The sequence below is a fragment of the Cetobacterium sp. 2G large genome, from assembly GCF_014250655.1.
Lineage (GTDB): Bacteria > Fusobacteriota > Fusobacteriia > Fusobacteriales > Fusobacteriaceae > Cetobacterium_A > Cetobacterium_A somerae.
The window spans coordinates 35,779-50,653 of record NZ_JACHTH010000006.1; the positions used below are offsets into that span (position 1 = coordinate 35,779).

General features: G+C 28.2%; 17 protein-coding genes. 3 read left to right on the plus strand and 14 right to left on the minus strand.

Going from position 1 to position 14,875, the window contains the following annotated elements; translation table 11 throughout:
• Positions 1 to 3 precede the first annotated feature (3 nt).
• The 9 genes from fsa to H5J23_RS10660 all read right to left on the minus strand — a co-directional run bounded on the left by fsa (position 4) and on the right by H5J23_RS10660 (position 8,348).
• Entirely contained in the window at positions 4 to 648 is a 645-nt protein-coding gene (fsa, locus tag H5J23_RS10620; protein ID WP_185892179.1) for a fructose-6-phosphate aldolase, read from the minus strand.
• Complete coding sequence (gene araD / locus H5J23_RS10625; RefSeq protein ID WP_185892181.1) at positions 649 to 1,356, minus strand: L-ribulose-5-phosphate 4-epimerase; 708 nt, start codon at positions 1,354 to 1,356, stop codon at positions 649 to 651. It abuts the gene before it with no gap.
• A complete protein-coding gene (locus H5J23_RS10630; RefSeq protein ID WP_185892182.1) occupies positions 1,350 to 2,219 on the minus strand; it encodes an L-ribulose-5-phosphate 3-epimerase in 870 nt (289 codons plus the stop codon). Before H5J23_RS10630 ends, araD begins: the two co-directional genes overlap by 7 nt.
• 6 nt (positions 2,220 to 2,225) lie before the next feature.
• On the minus strand, positions 2,226 to 2,861 hold the full coding sequence (locus H5J23_RS10635) for a 3-keto-L-gulonate-6-phosphate decarboxylase UlaD (RefSeq protein ID WP_185892184.1): 636 nt from the start codon (positions 2,859 to 2,861) through the stop codon (positions 2,226 to 2,228).
• Between the two features lie 33 nt (positions 2,862 to 2,894).
• Positions 2,895 to 3,338, minus strand: a complete 444-nt coding sequence (locus tag H5J23_RS10640) for a PTS sugar transporter subunit IIA (RefSeq protein WP_185892186.1) — start codon at positions 3,336 to 3,338, stop codon at positions 2,895 to 2,897.
• Between the two features lie 66 nt (positions 3,339 to 3,404).
• Positions 3,405 to 3,683: a PTS sugar transporter subunit IIB gene (locus H5J23_RS10645; RefSeq protein WP_255494409.1), complete on the minus strand. Its 279-nt coding sequence runs from the start codon at positions 3,681 to 3,683 to the stop codon at positions 3,405 to 3,407.
• 15 nt (positions 3,684 to 3,698) lie between these two features.
• Positions 3,699 to 5,159 (minus strand): PTS ascorbate transporter subunit IIC, encoded by a 1,461-nt coding sequence (locus H5J23_RS10650; protein WP_185892189.1) that lies wholly within the window; start codon positions 5,157 to 5,159, stop codon positions 3,699 to 3,701.
• A 31-nt stretch (positions 5,160 to 5,190) separates the two neighbouring features.
• A complete protein-coding gene (gene ulaG / locus H5J23_RS10655; protein ID WP_185892190.1) occupies positions 5,191 to 6,255 on the minus strand; it encodes an L-ascorbate 6-phosphate lactonase in 1,065 nt (354 codons plus the stop codon).
• A gap of 83 nt (positions 6,256 to 6,338) precedes the next feature.
• Complete coding sequence (locus H5J23_RS10660; RefSeq protein WP_185892192.1) at positions 6,339 to 8,348, minus strand: BglG family transcription antiterminator; 2,010 nt, start codon at positions 8,346 to 8,348, stop codon at positions 6,339 to 6,341.
• Between the two features lie 149 nt (positions 8,349 to 8,497).
• On the opposite strand from H5J23_RS10660, the gene H5J23_RS10665 reads away from it, so the two are divergent.
• The 3 genes from H5J23_RS10665 to H5J23_RS14330 all read left to right on the plus strand — a co-directional run bounded on the left by H5J23_RS10665 (position 8,498) and on the right by H5J23_RS14330 (position 11,296).
• Positions 8,498 to 9,166: a FadR/GntR family transcriptional regulator gene (locus H5J23_RS10665; RefSeq protein WP_185892193.1), complete on the plus strand. Its 669-nt coding sequence runs from the start codon at positions 8,498 to 8,500 to the stop codon at positions 9,164 to 9,166.
• Positions 9,167 to 9,320: 154 nt separating this feature from the next.
• A complete protein-coding gene (locus tag H5J23_RS10670; protein WP_185892195.1) occupies positions 9,321 to 10,475 on the plus strand; it encodes a glycerate kinase in 1,155 nt (384 codons plus the stop codon).
• A gap of 329 nt (positions 10,476 to 10,804) precedes the next feature.
• Positions 10,805 to 11,296 (plus strand): IS1 family transposase, encoded by a 492-nt coding sequence (locus H5J23_RS14330; protein ID WP_185892197.1) that lies wholly within the window; start codon positions 10,805 to 10,807, stop codon positions 11,294 to 11,296.
• An 89-nt stretch (positions 11,297 to 11,385) separates the two neighbouring features.
• On the opposite strand, the gene H5J23_RS10680 is transcribed toward H5J23_RS14330, so the two are convergent.
• The 5 genes from H5J23_RS10680 to H5J23_RS14100 all read right to left on the minus strand — a co-directional run.
• The gene (locus H5J23_RS10680; protein WP_185892199.1) at positions 11,386 to 11,910 is read right to left on the minus strand and encodes a hypothetical protein; all 525 of its coding nucleotides are present in this window, start codon (positions 11,908 to 11,910) and stop codon (positions 11,386 to 11,388) included.
• Between the two features lie 134 nt (positions 11,911 to 12,044).
• Positions 12,045 to 12,719 carry a hypothetical protein gene (locus H5J23_RS10685; protein WP_185892200.1) on the minus strand — a complete coding sequence of 225 codons (675 nt, stop codon included), beginning with the start codon at positions 12,717 to 12,719 and terminating at the stop codon, positions 12,045 to 12,047.
• Positions 12,719 to 13,417: a ParA family protein gene (locus H5J23_RS10690; RefSeq protein WP_185892202.1), complete on the minus strand. Its 699-nt coding sequence runs from the start codon at positions 13,415 to 13,417 to the stop codon at positions 12,719 to 12,721. Before H5J23_RS10690 ends, H5J23_RS10685 begins: the two co-directional genes overlap by 1 nt.
• A 9-nt stretch (positions 13,418 to 13,426) precedes the next feature.
• On the minus strand, positions 13,427 to 14,617 hold the full coding sequence (locus H5J23_RS10695) for a hypothetical protein (protein ID WP_185892203.1): 1,191 nt from the start codon (positions 14,615 to 14,617) through the stop codon (positions 13,427 to 13,429).
• Between the two features lie 68 nt (positions 14,618 to 14,685).
• Positions 14,686 to 14,875, minus strand: a 190-nt coding sequence (locus H5J23_RS14100; RefSeq protein WP_221892826.1) for a hypothetical protein, incomplete at its 5' end; no start/stop codon positions are given.

Here is a 14,875-nt window from a genome sequence, read left to right on the forward strand (position 1 = left end):
AAACTATTTTTTTGCATTTTCCCAATCTTTTAAAAATCTCTCTATTCCTCTATCTGTTAACTCATGCTTTGTCATTGCAACAATTGTCGAATATGGAATTGTCCCTATATGAGCACCAGCTAAAGCAACTTCTTTTGCATGCCACGGATTTCTAATACTTGCTGCTATAATCTCTGATTTTATATTATGTTTTTCAAAAATTTCAGCTATCTCTTTTATAAGATTAACACTATCTACTCCTACGTCATCTAATCTTCCTAAAAATGGACTTACAAAAGTAGCTCCAGCTCTTGCTGCTAAAAGTGCTTGAGATGGTGTAAATATAAGTGTTACATTTGTTTTTATTCCCTTTGATGTTAAAATCTTACAAGCTTTTAATCCTTCTATTGTCATAGGAAGTTTTATTACAATATTGTCATGAATTTGAGCTAAAGGTAGCGCTTCTTCTACCATTTTAGCAGCTTCTAAAGAGATTACTTCAGCACTTATTGGTCCATCTACAATCTCTGTTATCTCTTTTATTACTTCCTTAAAATCTCTTCCCTCTTTAGCTATTAAGCTAGGATTTGTGGTAACTCCACAAATAACTCCCATATCATTAGCTTCTCTTATTTCATTAACATTTGCTGTATCTATAAATATTTTCATCTAATTTGCCTCCACACCTTGACCATAATATGCATTTTTACCATGTTTTCTTAAAAAATGTTTATCTAAAAGTTCATCTTGCATTCTCTCTACTTGTCTATTTAAATTTTCAGTATTATAAGCCATTTTAGCAAGTTCCTCTAAAACCACAGCATTATGAACAGCATCTCCCGCATCTTTTCCCCAAGCAAATGGGCCGTGAGAATTTACTAAAACTGCTGGTGTAAAATCTGGATTTAGTCCATTTTCATCAAATGTTTCTACAATAACTTTTCCAGTTTCTAACTCATATTCTCCTTCTATCTCTGTTTTTTTCATCTTTCTTGTACAAGGAATATCTCCATAAAAATAATCTGCATGAGTTGTTCCATAAGCTGGAATCGATTTCCCAGCTTGAGACCAAATAGTTGCCCAACTTGAATGCGTATGAACTACTCCACCTATATTAGGAAAATTCTTATAAAGAGCTAAATGTGTAGCAGTATCTGAAGATGGTTTTAAATGTCCTTCTACAATATTACCTTCTAAATCTACAACAACTAAATCATCTATAGTCATATTATCGTACTCTACTCCACTTGGCTTTATTACAATTAAATTTTTTTCTCTATCAATTCCACTTACATTTCCCCATGTATATGTTACTAATCCTTTTTTAGGAAGCTCTAAATTTGCTTTTAAAACTTTTTCTTTTAATGTTTCTAACATTTGAATCCTCCTTCTGCCATTTTACTCTCCATCCATTTTTTAGCGTTTTCAATCTCTTTTAATGGATCTTCACTTTTCTCTGTCCACATCTCTATTAATAATGGTCCACTATAATCTATTTCATGTAAAAGTTTAAAAAACTCAACAAAATCTACACATCCTTGTCCAAATGGAACCTCCTTAAACTTTCCAGGAAAATCCTCTGTAACAGCCAAGGTATCTTTTAAATGAATAGCACTAATTTTATGTCTTCCTTTCAAAATTTCTTCTCGAACATCATTTCCCCAAGCTGTTAAATTCCCAATATCTGGGTAAACTGTTAAAAATGGTGAGTTTAAAATTTTATCAAACTCTAAATATTTTGTTATTGAATTCATAAAAGGGTGATCCATAATTTCAATAGATAGCATCACATTTGCTTGCTCTGCCCATTTTAAAGACTGCTTCATTCCCTCTATATATAATTCTCTTGTTTTCTCATTTCCAGTCTCATAATAAACATCATATCCTGCCATCTGTATATTTCTAATCCCCAAATCAGTAGCTAACTCTATCGCTTTTTTCATAAGTTCTAACGATTTTTTTCTGATTTCTTTATTCTCACTACCCAAAGGAAATCTTCTATGACCACTAAAACACATTGAAGGCACTCTTACTCCTGTTTCTAAAACAGCACTAATAAACTCTTCTCTCTCTTCTAAACTCCAATCTAGCCTAGCTAACCTTTCATCTGTCTCATCTATTGAAATCTCTACAAAATCAAATCCTAACTTCTTAGCATATTTCAATCTATCTCTCCAACTTATATTTTTAGGAAGAGCTTTTTCATATATTCCAAGAGGAAATTTATTTAAATCATACATAAGTTTTTACCCCCAAATTTTAGAAATTTCTTCTTGCCATTTTTGAGCCTCTTTTTTAGGCGATTCTGCATCTCTTAAAGATCTTCCTGCGATAAAACAATATATATCCATTCCTTTAAATAATTTTAATGTATCTAATTCTAATCCACCTGTTACAGAAACTTTAAATCCCATTTCTATTAACTTTTGTACTTTTTCTAAATCTTTTTGTCCCCAAGTTTCTCCTGCTAAAAGAGCATCTCTACTTTGATGATACACAACTTGAGATAACCCAGCCTCTTTCCACTGTCTTGCATGATCATATGTCCAGTCTCCATATAATTCAACTTGTAAATCATCAATCTCTTTTAATGCTGCTTTCATTGTTGGAATTGTTGCTGAACAAATTACTGTCATCCAATTTGCTCCTGCTACTTTACAATTTTTTGCAACTGTTCCACCTGCATCAGCACATTTTGTATCTGCTAATATAACTTTTTCAGGATAAAGTGCTCTTAAACATCTAACTGCTTCCATTCCCTCTTGTAAACAAAGAATAGTTCCTGCCTCTATAACATCAACAACATCTCCTAAAAGACTTACAGATTTTAATGCATCACTTAATGTATTGTTATCTAAAGCTACTTGTAATAATGGTTTCATTTTATTTCCTCCTATTTTTTGCTTTTCAAATTTTTATGAAATTAATGCTAAAATATCCTCTTTTGTCTTAGCATTTTTAATTTTTAAAATATTTTCCTCATCCTCAAATAAATCTGCAACTTGCACTAATCCAAACTCATTATGACTATCAGCACTTGTTGCTGCTAAAGTAATCAATATGCTTACATGCCCTGCATCTTCACCAAAGAACACTGGTTCTTTTAAAGTAACTAGACTGAAACTATCTTTTATAACACCTGATTCTGGTCTAGCGTGAGGCATTGCAACTTCTGGCATAATGACATAATATGGCCCATACTCTAATGTTTTTTTTATAATATCATCGTAATATCTTTCTTCAATAGCTCCTGATTTAACAAGTAAATCAGTAGATATTTTAATAGCTTCTTCCCATGAAGTAGCTATTTGATCTATAGCTATTGAATTATTTTCTATTAAAGAGCTTTTTAAATTCATAATTCTTCTCTCCTTCACTTCTTTTATAAAACAGGAGCAGACAATCTGCTCCTGTTTTGTATATTTTTATTTTAAAATTTCCAATATTCTTGCTTCCATCTCTTTTACATCTAATATATTTTTTAAAGCAATAACTTTTGTTCTTGTATTTGGGTTTAATTGCGATGCTAAATGTGTTGATGCAATAACTATATCGTAAGTTGATATTCCAGACTTAGCCTGACCTATACTACAATTTTCGCATGTGTTTTGTATTTTATGTTTATCTAAAATCCCTTTAGCTTTTAATTTCATCATCATACTTGTTCCCATTCCATTTCCACAAACCGCTAGTAACTTTACCATAATTTTTACCTCCATTTAATAGTTAACTTCTACAATTTCATCTTCTACTACTTCAACCTCATTATTAAAGTAGTGCTCACGATTATTAACTTTTTTATATTGAATTAAAGGAATTGCTAACATTCCAACTATACATAAGAAATAACCTACTAAACCAAAATTATTTAATATAAATCCTTGTCCTACCCAAAGTGTACTTTGATCTATATTTCCATGCCATCCCCCAAAACCTTGAAGTTTAAATAATGCTACTGCCACCGCTCCTAAAATAACTTGAAGTATTCCTGATACAAATGGTAGAATCATTGCTGCTTTAACTCCACCTCTTTTTTCTGCAAATATTGCTATTGTAGCATTATCAAAGAATACAGGTACAAATCCTGTTATTATTAAAATTGGAGACTTAAATATTAGAAGTCCTGCTATTGCAATAAATTGTCCAATAGCTCCAAATATAAATCCAAATAATACTGCATTTGGAGATCCAAATCCATATGCTGCTGCACAATCTACCGCTGGCATAACTCCTGGTAAAATTCTATTTGATATACCTTGGAAAGATTCAGTTAACTCACTTACGAACATTCTTACTCCTGTCATTAAAATAGCTAGGTAAACTGAGAAATATAATGATTTTGATACTATATACGTTACAAAGTTTAAACTTGCTCCGAAATTCTTTGCATCTGCTACTCTCATATAATCTTCACCTAAGATTCCTAGAATTGTTCCAAAGAAAATAATCATAAGAGTTCCTGTTGCAACGATATTATCATGAAATATTGATAACCATTCAGGTAATTTTAAGTCATCTAACTTTTTACTAGCATCTCCAATTTTTGGAGCAATTTTATCTGTCGCCCAAATAGCAAACATCTGTTGATGTCCTATTACAAATCCGGCTCCATCTGTTAATCTTTGAGTGGCTCCCACTGTTAAGTTTGTTGCAACTGCCCAGTAAGTTCCAACGAAAAGACCTATCATTATTGCTCCTGTTGCATTTCTATATTGAGGAAAAGCATAGAATATTATCCATGTTGCAGTTGTTGCTTGCTGAACCATTATGTGTCCTGTTATAAACAGCGTTCTTATCTTAGTATATTTTCTAAATAATACTAAGATAATATTTAACGTAAATCCAATTAACAATGCTATCATCGTCCAAGATGTTGTAAGTCCCACTGATTCTAAAGCACTATTAACTGCATTCAAACCAAAATATGGATCTATTACTGCTGCATTTAGTCCAAATCTATCGTTTAATCCTGCTAAAATTGGTCTAAATGTCGATACAAGTCCTCCAGCTCCAACATTTAATATCATATAACCTACAGTTGCTTTTATAAATCCTGAAAAAGCTTGATATAATGGTTTTTTTAATAAAAGATAACCTATGAAAACTAAAATACCTACAAAGAACTCTGGTTTTGTTAATATATTATTTACGAAAAACTCAAAAATCGACAACACTCCCATACTTTTCCTCCTTATATACTTTTATCTTCTATTAAAGCATTGATTTAAATGGTAAATCAGGTTCTATTGCAAAAGCATCGTGGAATCCTCTATCATACATGTACTCTAATCTATCTTTATCAAGTGGCCATACAAATTTTCCACCAACTTCCCATAAAAATGGTTTAAACTTATACTGTAATCTGTCTTTTCTCATATTCCATAGATATAAGATTTCTTTTGGGTCTGCTTTAAAGTTTGTCCAAATATCATGGTGAATTGGAATTACAACTTCTGTATTTAAACATTCAGCCATTCTTAACATATCAACAGACGTCATTTTATCTGTCATACCTCTAGGATTTTCACCATAAGAACCTAAAGCAACATCTATTTTATAGTCATTTCCATGTTTTGCATAATAGTTAGAGTAATGAGAATCTCCACTATGATATATATTTCCTGCTGGAGTTTTTATTAAATAATTCACAGCTAGTTTATCCATATCCTGAGGCATTTTATCTTTTAAAATTACCCCTTCTGGAGCTGTCACTAACTCTGTTCTATCAAAAGAATCTAGAGCAACAATCTCTGTATCTTTTATTTTTACTATATCTCCTGGCTTTACTACAATACATCTATCTTCTGGTACTCCCCAACTTATCCATAAATCAACACACGCTTGTGGTCCTATAAAAGGAACTGATGGGTCACAATTTTGAATAACTGCTGCTGCTACATTTTCATCTATATGATCTCCATGATCATGAGTTGATAAAATTGCATCTACTTCCTTTATTCCAAATGGATCAATTACACAAGGTACATTTCTTAAATTTGGCTGCAATGCTTGACATCCTATCATTCTTTGGTGTTGGTGTTGGTGCTTCATCAATGGATTTTTTCCTGATTTTTTTCCAGTTTTTACCCAAAGGTCTATACATAAATTTGCATTTCCCTCTGTTTTAATCCAAATTCCAGTACATCCAAGCCACCACATTGCTACTGTTCCAGGTGCAACTTTCTCATTTTCAATTTCTTCATTTAACCATGTTCCCCACTCTGGGAATGTGCTTAATATCCAAGATTCTCTAGTTATTTTACTAATTTTTGACATACTTTCTACCTCCAGATTGTTATGTTTACCTTTATGATAGAAGTATATTTTATTTTTTAGCTATAAAAAAGAACCTATTTTATTCAAAATTTTTTTACAAATTTTTCCATATTAAATTCTGGTTTTTCAATCTCTTCAACTATTTCTAAAAATCCATCTAAATGTTCTTTATTATCTTTAGAACTAAAGGCTATTATAGTTTTTACAGGTATATCTTCGGGAAATAAAACACTATTTTTTAAAGTAACTATAGAGAAAGCTGTTTTATTAACATTACTGTCAGTTTTTGCATGAGGAAAAGCAATATTTTTACCCATAACCATATAACTTCCATAATTTTTTATACACTGAACCATATCTTCAACATAGCTTTCTTCTACACAACCACTCTTTAATAGAAGGTTTCCAGCCTTTCTTACAGCTTCTTCCCAATCTTTTGCAATCTCTCCTAAAGAGATTTGTTTTTTATTTAACATATCAAAAATTGTAATTTTTTTCGGCGAAATATCATCAATTAAATTTGAATTTAAAATATTTTTTAAAGATTCAATCATATTTTCTTTATCATTTATTGTACAATTTTTTTCTATTTCATTCATAAATTCAGATAAAAGATATTTTTTATTACGTTTTTCAAAGCCACTTTTCTTTAAAATATTTATATTTTCAGTAGATAAAATTGGATTTACTTTTATTACTGGTGTTAAAAAATCTAATAACTTTAAATCTACAGTAGTTATTATTACATCAATCTCATTTTTATTTAAACTTGTTGTTAGCATATGTTTTGGTATTATATCTATTATATCTATCGAAAATAACTCTTTTAGTTGTTGAGCTAAAAGTTTAGATGTTCCATATCCCATACCACAAACTAATAAAACTTTTTTCTTATTTTTTATAATAACTCTATTTCTATCCATAGAAGCTTTAAAATGAATTGTTATAAATGCTATTTCATCATCTGAAAAATCTTTTTCTATATATCTTTCTAATTCATTCATAACCTCTTTTGTTATTTTAAAAAGATTTGGATAACTTTCTATAACTTCTAAGTAGATTGAATTTTCCAATTGAATCCCGTTCTGAATTCTATAAATAGTTGGTTTTAAATGATTCAATAATCCATCTAAGAGAATATCATCTTTTGATATATCAACATCTATTCTCTTATTGAAATTTTGTATAAGTTTTTTAACTAAAACCTCCATTTCTACCCAATTTTCATAATATGAATATCTATGATTATATGTATGACTTCCTAGGAAAAAATCTGTTATCTTTAAATACTCAACTTTTGAAAACTCTATATCATAATTTGATTCTATTAACGCACTTGCTTTTTTTACTGCTTTGTACTCTTCTGTTTCTTCTAAAAAGTTTTCATTTTTTATTTTCCTCATACTATTCCCATTTTTTGCCATAACAATTGCTATTTTTAAATATTTTTTTATTATCTCAAAAGCTTCATCTGATACTATTCTATTCATCAACTTTTGACAATAATTCATAAATGCAACAATACCATCTTCCTCTACAAACACTTCATTTTCTATAATCTCTTTAAATAAATAGTTTTTAGAGCTCTTTAAAATACCAAAAAAATTCAGTGTACAAAGTCTTATATTTTCCTCTTCACCTATTAAAATCAACCCTTTTTTAGGAGAAATCTCTAATTTTAAGTTATAATTACCTAACAAATCTTTTATATTTTTTAAGTATAGCTTCAATGTATTTCTACTTATATCTAATTTTTCTGATAATTTTCCTTGATTTATAGATCTTTTAAATAAAATTTGTAAAAGTATGTATATTTCTCTTTCTTCAGAAGATAAAAATTTTATACTATAATTTTCTTTTAATATATTTTTTACAATTTGAATATCAGTGATTTTAACGGTTCCTTTTGTTAACTCAATATTTGATATATTTTTTATCTCATAATTATCGTTTAGATATTCCTCTATTTTTTCAATTTCATATCGTACAGTTCTTTCACCTATTTCCAACTCGTTCGAAAGATCCTTTATACTTTTTTCACCGTTATTTTCTATTATATTTTGTAATAAAATAATTCCTTTTCCACTAATCATATACATACCTCCAGCTTTTACAATATTTTTTTCATTATAACATATAAAATTAACAAAAACTTAAATAAAAAACTTATATCTTCAATCCTTATTTTTTCAAACATCAAAACATGATATAATGTAAAAAAATATAGGAGAATGATTTTAAAATGATTAAAGAAAAAGCTAGTGATAAAGTTTTTAAATATATTGAAGAAAAAATCGTATTAGGAATTTGGAAAGAGGGAAATAAAATTGACTCTGAGAATCAATTAGCTGAAGAGTTAATGGTGAGTAGAGTTTCTGTTCGAGAAGCTATTGGAAAGATGGTAGCTATGGGAATTTTATATAAAAAAAAAGGTGGTGGTAGCTTCGTTAAAAAAATAACTCCCTCAAGTTTCATGGATAATTTAATTCCATTCATGATTTTAGGAGAAGGAGACTATATTAAAATTTTAGAACTTCGTCAAGCACTTGATGTTGTTGGGGTTGGCCTATTTATACAAAATGCTACTGATGAAATGTTACTTCACTTAAAATATATAAATAGTAAGATGAATGAAGAAGATATTACACCTGAAGAGTTTTTTAAACAAGATATGATTTTTCATAAATTTATTTTGGAAAATTGTTCAAACTCTCTAATATATAAAGTTTTTGAAATGTTATTAAATATTATGGGATACCATGCAAAGGAACAATACTTTAAATTACCTTTAAAAGATCGTATTTTAGAGCATAATTTAATTACAGACGCTATAGAAAAAAGAGATATTGAAATTGCTCAAATATATATGAAGCGACATCTAGAAAGAACTATGATTGATTTAAAAAAATAAGAAAAAAGTTGACAATTTTTAAATTAAATTGTAAAACATAAGCAAGTTGTAATACAAAAGTTATTATAACTTGCTTTTTTATATTGTTTTAATAGAATTATTTGTTTTATAACGAAAGTTGTCATACACATATTAAATTTTAAAAGGAGTTTTTATGAAAATAATAGTAGCTATAGATTCGTTTAAAGGAAGTTTAAGCTCTTTTGAACTTGGACAAGCAATAGAAGTTGGGGTAAAAAGAGTATATCCAGAAGCTGAAGTAATAAAAGTACCAATCGCTGATGGTGGTGAGGGAACAGTAGCTTCTTTAGTTGAAGGAACAAAAGGAAAATTTGTAACAGTAACAGTAAATAATCCTCTTATGGAAAAAATTGAAGCTAGATATGGAATAATGGGAGATGGAAAAACTGCTGTAATTGAGATGGCAGAAGCATCAGGACTGCCATTAATACCAGTGGAAAAAAGAAATCCTATGAAGACAACTACTTATGGGACAGGAGAGTTAATAAAAGATGCAATATTAAAGGGATGTCGTGAATTTATAGTTGGAATAGGTGGAAGTGCTACAAATGATGCTGGCCTTGGTATGTTACAAGCTTTAGGTTATAAATTTTTAGATGAAAATAAAAAAGAATTAGGATTTGGAGGAGAAATCTTATCTAAAGTAAGATACATAGATTCAACAAAGAGTTCACCTGAATTAAAAGATTGTAGATTTTTAGTGGCATGTGATGTTGATAATCCGTTCTATGGTCCAAAAGGAGCTGCAGAAATTTATTCAAGACAAAAGGGTGCCACTGAAGATATGGTTAAAGAGCTAGATAAGGGATTAAAAGATTTAGCAGAGATAATAAAGAAAGAAATGAATGTAGATGTTTCTAATCTTTCAGGAGCTGGAGCAGCTGGTGGATTAGGAGGAGGTTTAGTAGCTTTCTTAAATGGTAAATTATCACCGGGAATAGATATGATATTAGAAAAAGTAGGTTTAGAAAAAGAATTAAAAAATGCAGATTTTGTTATAACAGGAGAAGGTAGATTAGACCATCAGACAGCTATGGGAAAAGCACCAGTAGGAGTTGCAAAAATAGCTAAAAAATTTGATATTCCTGTAATAGCTTTAGCAGGAGGATTAACAGATGATGCAGTACAAACTCACGAAAAAGGAATAGATAGTTTCTTCTCAATAATAAATTATCCAATAACTTTAGAGGAAGCTATGAAAAAAGAGATAGCTGAAAAGTTTGTAAAAGGAAATACTGAAGAAATATTTAGATTGATAAAAGTTTGTCAAAACAAATTTACTAGATAGATATTAGATTTTTTGAAAACCACTAGTGAAGATATTCTATTAAAGTGAAACTTCTTCATATTTTGTATAAACTCTAAAAAATTTAGAGTAATATTTTATATTTTTTAGGGATGATTTTTTTAAGTCATCCCTTTTTATATATTTTAGAAAAATCTTAATAAAGCGAAAAAATAGTCCGCTTTATTAACTCTATGCTTTCATACGCTTAAATTTAAATTCTTTCTTCAAAATATATTTGAAGCTGTGATATAATTTGGCTCCAATCCTTTGAGGTATAATAGTTATTCGACCAACCAATAATCTCCCCAAGAAAGGAACAGTTTTTAACTATGTGTATTAATAATATCTTTTGTCCTCGTTGTTTCTCTAAAAATCTTTATCGTTTTGGTAAAAATAAACTTGGACATCAAAAATATCAATGTAAGCAGTGCGCTAGACAATTTAGTCCAGATTCTAATCCTAATAAGAACAAGCGCCCATATCCAAAGTGTCCTATTTGTAATTCAAGAACATATTTACATTACGCTTATCTTTACTATTCTAGATTTAAATGTAATTCTAGAAAGTGTAATCATATTCATATTCAAGTAAAAATGACTTCTGATTTTAATAATATTTCTTCTGAGTTTAAATCTAAAACAATTAGCATCAAAAGACTTCGGACAAATATCAATGTTGCCATTGATGCTTTGTATATATATTTTGTTCATTCAACTACCACAAGAGCTATTTCTCAATACCTTTTAGATTGTAAAAATATTTCAAGTCGAAAGACTTTATCTCTTTTCAAAGAATTGGACCTATTTTTCATCTTCAGTTAACAGATTCAGACAATTTAATATTACCCCAACTTGAAGGTTTACACAAATATTTAATTAGATTTCTTATAAAGTTTGATATTCCCACTACTTTAGTGATGGACTTTACGAAACTTGCTGTAAAAAGTTTTTGCAGAAGTTAATATATCATCAAAAACTATAAGATGTTTTCCCTTTAATTTATCTTCATTCAATATAAACTCATATTTCTTAACCTTTACATCATTTTTTAAATAATCGGGAGAATTATTCTCTTTCATAGTTATACAACTATATCCATTTTCAATTTTTAAATTTTCACATAAAAGTTCACAAAATTTCTTATATCTCTTTTCATTTATTTTTTTATTAGATTTTAGTACAGGAAGAATAACTATTCTATTTAATTGATAAGTTCCGTACTTTTCCATAAGCCAATTCTTTATTTTAATAAGAAATTTATCAAAAGATACTCCATTTTTAAATTCATATATTTCATCTCTTATCCTTTTATCTAAAGCTCCTATTTTACATCTTTTAGGATAATATACTCTAAAAAATTTTATTGAATATTTTTTATTACCTTCTTTAAAAACTAAATATTCGATATCTTTGATATAGCTCCATAGATATTTCAATTTTAAAAAAGAATTTTATTATACTAAAAGATCCCATTTTTTATTTATAAAAAACAAAAAAAACTAGCAAATTTAAACTTGCTAATTTTTTTAGTTTTCTTAATATTTATTTTTATAAATTCATTTTTTTCATATTATCTACTTTTCTTTAAGATACTTAGTTCATATTCTAACTCTTTTATTTTTTGATAATATTCTGCTATTTTCCTTTCAATATCTATAACTTTATCAAACTTATTATCTATAATTTCAACTTCTTCAATTTCGGGTGTTTTATCTTTCGGGTTACCCGAAAGATTGATTTCAATCTCTTTTGCTACTACGACTGGTTTTTCAGCATTAACAATTTCTAATATCTCTTCAACATTTACTTTATCTTTTATTTTAGAAATAGTTTTTATTGCTTTTTCGGGTATCTCAAATATTCTTTCGTTTGCAACCTCCATAAATAATTCATTTCTTTTAAGAAGCATGTATACAAAATCTTTTTTAAAGCCTAATGTTTCATACCATTTTACAAACGATCCTGTTTTCGCAGATGCTAATGTTTTTTGAGCTTCATAAAATATCTTTGACAAAGCTATAGTATTTTTAGAAAGTTCATTAGCATGATGAATTGCTTTTTCTTCAAATAGAATCATTTGTTCTTTCTGTATATTTTCAATTTCAAACTCATCATAATTTAATATTGGATTATATTTTTCTTTAATTTCAACTATTTCTGTTATTGCTTTATCAGCTTTTGGAATGTTAATTTCTTTAAATTTTTCTCCCAATTTGTTTGCTATTTTTACGTTAATTTTTTTCATTAAGACACCACCTTAGCAAGTTCTATTAAATTATTCTGTATTTCATCTATTTTTTTTGAACTACTTTCTAAAATAGTTTTTCCTTGATGTGTTAATTCAGATAAAAATGCCATTTGTGGTATTGGTTCAGCAAAATAAATTGAATTCCCTTTTAAAAAATCTCCTAATATATTTTTCCAAAATTTCTCTGACTTTGTCTTAGAAAATTTATTTGGTACAATCGCCTTTACTTTTGATAAGTCCACTTCATTTGACAAGTTTAAAATTCCTTTGCAACTTGCTGTATCTAACATTGTTGGTATTACTATACTATCTGCAAGTTCTAGAAAGCAACTATCTATATTTAGTATTGGAACTGAATCTATTAAAATATAATCATATTCACCTTTCAATTTTTCAATCAATATTTTTAATTTTTTATCAAACCCTCTTTTAAAATTACTACTTGTTAATGGAATATAATATAAATTCTCTCTTAAGGCAATCATGTCTCCATCGCCTTTATCTAACCAACTTTCCAATCCCTCATCAAATTCAATGTCAACACCTGCATACAACATAACATTATTTTGTGAATCAGAAGTTAATACCAGTATTCTATTGTCCTCTATATTTGAAAGAATATGAGCTAATTGCAAAGTAAGCCATGATTTACCAACTCCACCCTTATTGTTTTTTATTGTAATAACTTTTCCCATGTTTCCTCCCTATTTCAGTTTCTCTGCGATGGTTTCATTTATCTCATCTATTGTAAGTTTTTTTAAAATGAATTTAGTTCCTAATTCTTTTAAAGTTTCCCTTTTAATTTCTATAATTTTTTCATCTGTTAAATTAAGAATCATTTTATACATGTCAATACTTTTATTTATTATATCGTTAAATACTTCCAACTCTAAAATTAAATTCTCATTATTTTGAAACTTTTTCTCTCGAATTTCTTGAACCTCTTGAATTTCTACTTTTTTGATTTTATGTAAATTGTTTTTTTCTATATATTTATAAATCAATTTATTTTTAGCAACATTAAATGCCATTTGTTGAATCTTTGTTTCTTGTCCACACTCTTTAATATAGTCTCGATATGTTTTTTCTTCAATATCTTTTTTTATATTATCAGGCGAATCATTATAAAATTTGACTATAATATCATCAATTTCATCTTTTTTATTCACTTCTTCTTTTGAAACTACAGTAGCAGATAATCTTTCATTACTTTCTTTAGGTAAAATATCATCAGCCCAATTATTTTCAAGAGCCTTTAAAAAATATGCTTTAGGACTAGTTACTTTTTTTTGATTAGACATATATATAGCTGTAGCTTTTACTTTTTCATAACCATAAGTTTCTATTGTGTCTTTTATAATTTTAGGCATAGACTTTAAGTTTTTAGCTTTAGAAGGCATTTTCTCTAAAACCTCAAATATCATTTCATTTGTTACAGCAATCAAAGGCTTTATCTCTTCTATATTTTTCTCTGTAAAACTTATAGCTAAATTATTATATATGTTTTTAAGATCTTTATTATCTTCGTCAAAACGTTCCTGCTTTAAAATATTATGAGTTTCATCAAAATATATTTCAACATCTGATTCTAACCATGTTGATGTTTTTATAAATCTAAAATCTTTTATAAGATGTTTTTGCTTTAACTCATTAAAAGCTTTTTCTAAAGTTTTAATTGTTGTTGATAAAGTTTTTTTCTCATATTTTAAAGGTATTTTTTTTATTAATGCAAAAACTGATTCTCTAACATATAGCTCTTCAAATCTTATTTTTTCAATAAGCATATATAATGTTCTTGAAACACTAGAATTTATATCTAAAAGAATATCTGAATCATATACTAAATATCCTCTTTTAACAAATAGCGATAGGTAACTCTTTGAAGTTGTCTCCAAGTTTTCCCCCGCTCCACACCGTGCATGCGACTTTCACCGCACACGGCGTTCCATCATAATTTTATATCTTATTTATACTTAGAAAGTGTTTTTAATATCTTTTGATAATTTTCATTGTTTTTATAGTAGTTACCTCTATTTTCATCTTTTAGTAATATTTTAAATGAAGATTTTAAAGTATTAGCTTGCTTATATCGGCTGTTTCTCCATATTCTTTTGGAATTATCCAATGAATGTAAGTACCATCTTCGTTTTTGA

Excerpts from the sequence above, each read along its gene's own strand:
- fsa (WP_185892179.1), bottom strand. The coding sequence starts at position 648 with ATGAAAATATTTATAGATACAGCAAATGTTAATGAAATAAGAGAAGCT.
- H5J23_RS10690 (WP_185892202.1), bottom strand. The coding sequence starts at position 13,417 with ATGGGAAAAGTTATTACAATAAAAAACAATAAGGGTGGAGTTGGTAAA.
- H5J23_RS10630 (WP_185892182.1), bottom strand. The coding sequence starts at position 2,219 with ATGTATGATTTAAATAAATTTCCTCTTGGAATATATGAAAAAGCTCTT.
- H5J23_RS10640 (WP_185892186.1), bottom strand. The coding sequence starts at position 3,338 with ATGAATTTAAAAAGCTCTTTAATAGAAAATAATTCAATAGCTATAGAT.
- H5J23_RS10645 (WP_255494409.1), bottom strand. The coding sequence starts at position 3,683 with ATGGTAAAGTTACTAGCGGTTTGTGGAAATGGAATGGGAACAAGTATG.
- H5J23_RS10665 (WP_185892193.1), top strand. The coding sequence starts at position 8,498 with ATGATTAAAGAAAAAGCTAGTGATAAAGTTTTTAAATATATTGAAGAA.
- H5J23_RS10685 (WP_185892200.1), bottom strand. The coding sequence starts at position 12,719 with ATGAAAAAAATTAACGTAAAAATAGCAAACAAATTGGGAGAAAAATTT.
- araD (WP_185892181.1), bottom strand. The coding sequence starts at position 1,356 with ATGTTAGAAACATTAAAAGAAAAAGTTTTAAAAGCAAATTTAGAGCTT.
- H5J23_RS14330 (WP_185892197.1), top strand. The coding sequence starts at position 10,805 with ATGTGTATTAATAATATCTTTTGTCCTCGTTGTTTCTCTAAAAATCTT.
- H5J23_RS10660 (WP_185892192.1), bottom strand. The coding sequence starts at position 8,348 with ATGATTAGTGGAAAAGGAATTATTTTATTACAAAATATAATAGAAAAT.
- H5J23_RS10670 (WP_185892195.1), top strand. The coding sequence starts at position 9,321 with ATGAAAATAATAGTAGCTATAGATTCGTTTAAAGGAAGTTTAAGCTCT.
- H5J23_RS10635 (WP_185892184.1), bottom strand. The coding sequence starts at position 2,861 with ATGAAACCATTATTACAAGTAGCTTTAGATAACAATACATTAAGTGAT.
- ulaG (WP_185892190.1), bottom strand. The coding sequence starts at position 6,255 with ATGTCAAAAATTAGTAAAATAACTAGAGAATCTTGGATATTAAGCACA.
- H5J23_RS10650 (WP_185892189.1), bottom strand. The coding sequence starts at position 5,159 with ATGGGAGTGTTGTCGATTTTTGAGTTTTTCGTAAATAATATATTAACA.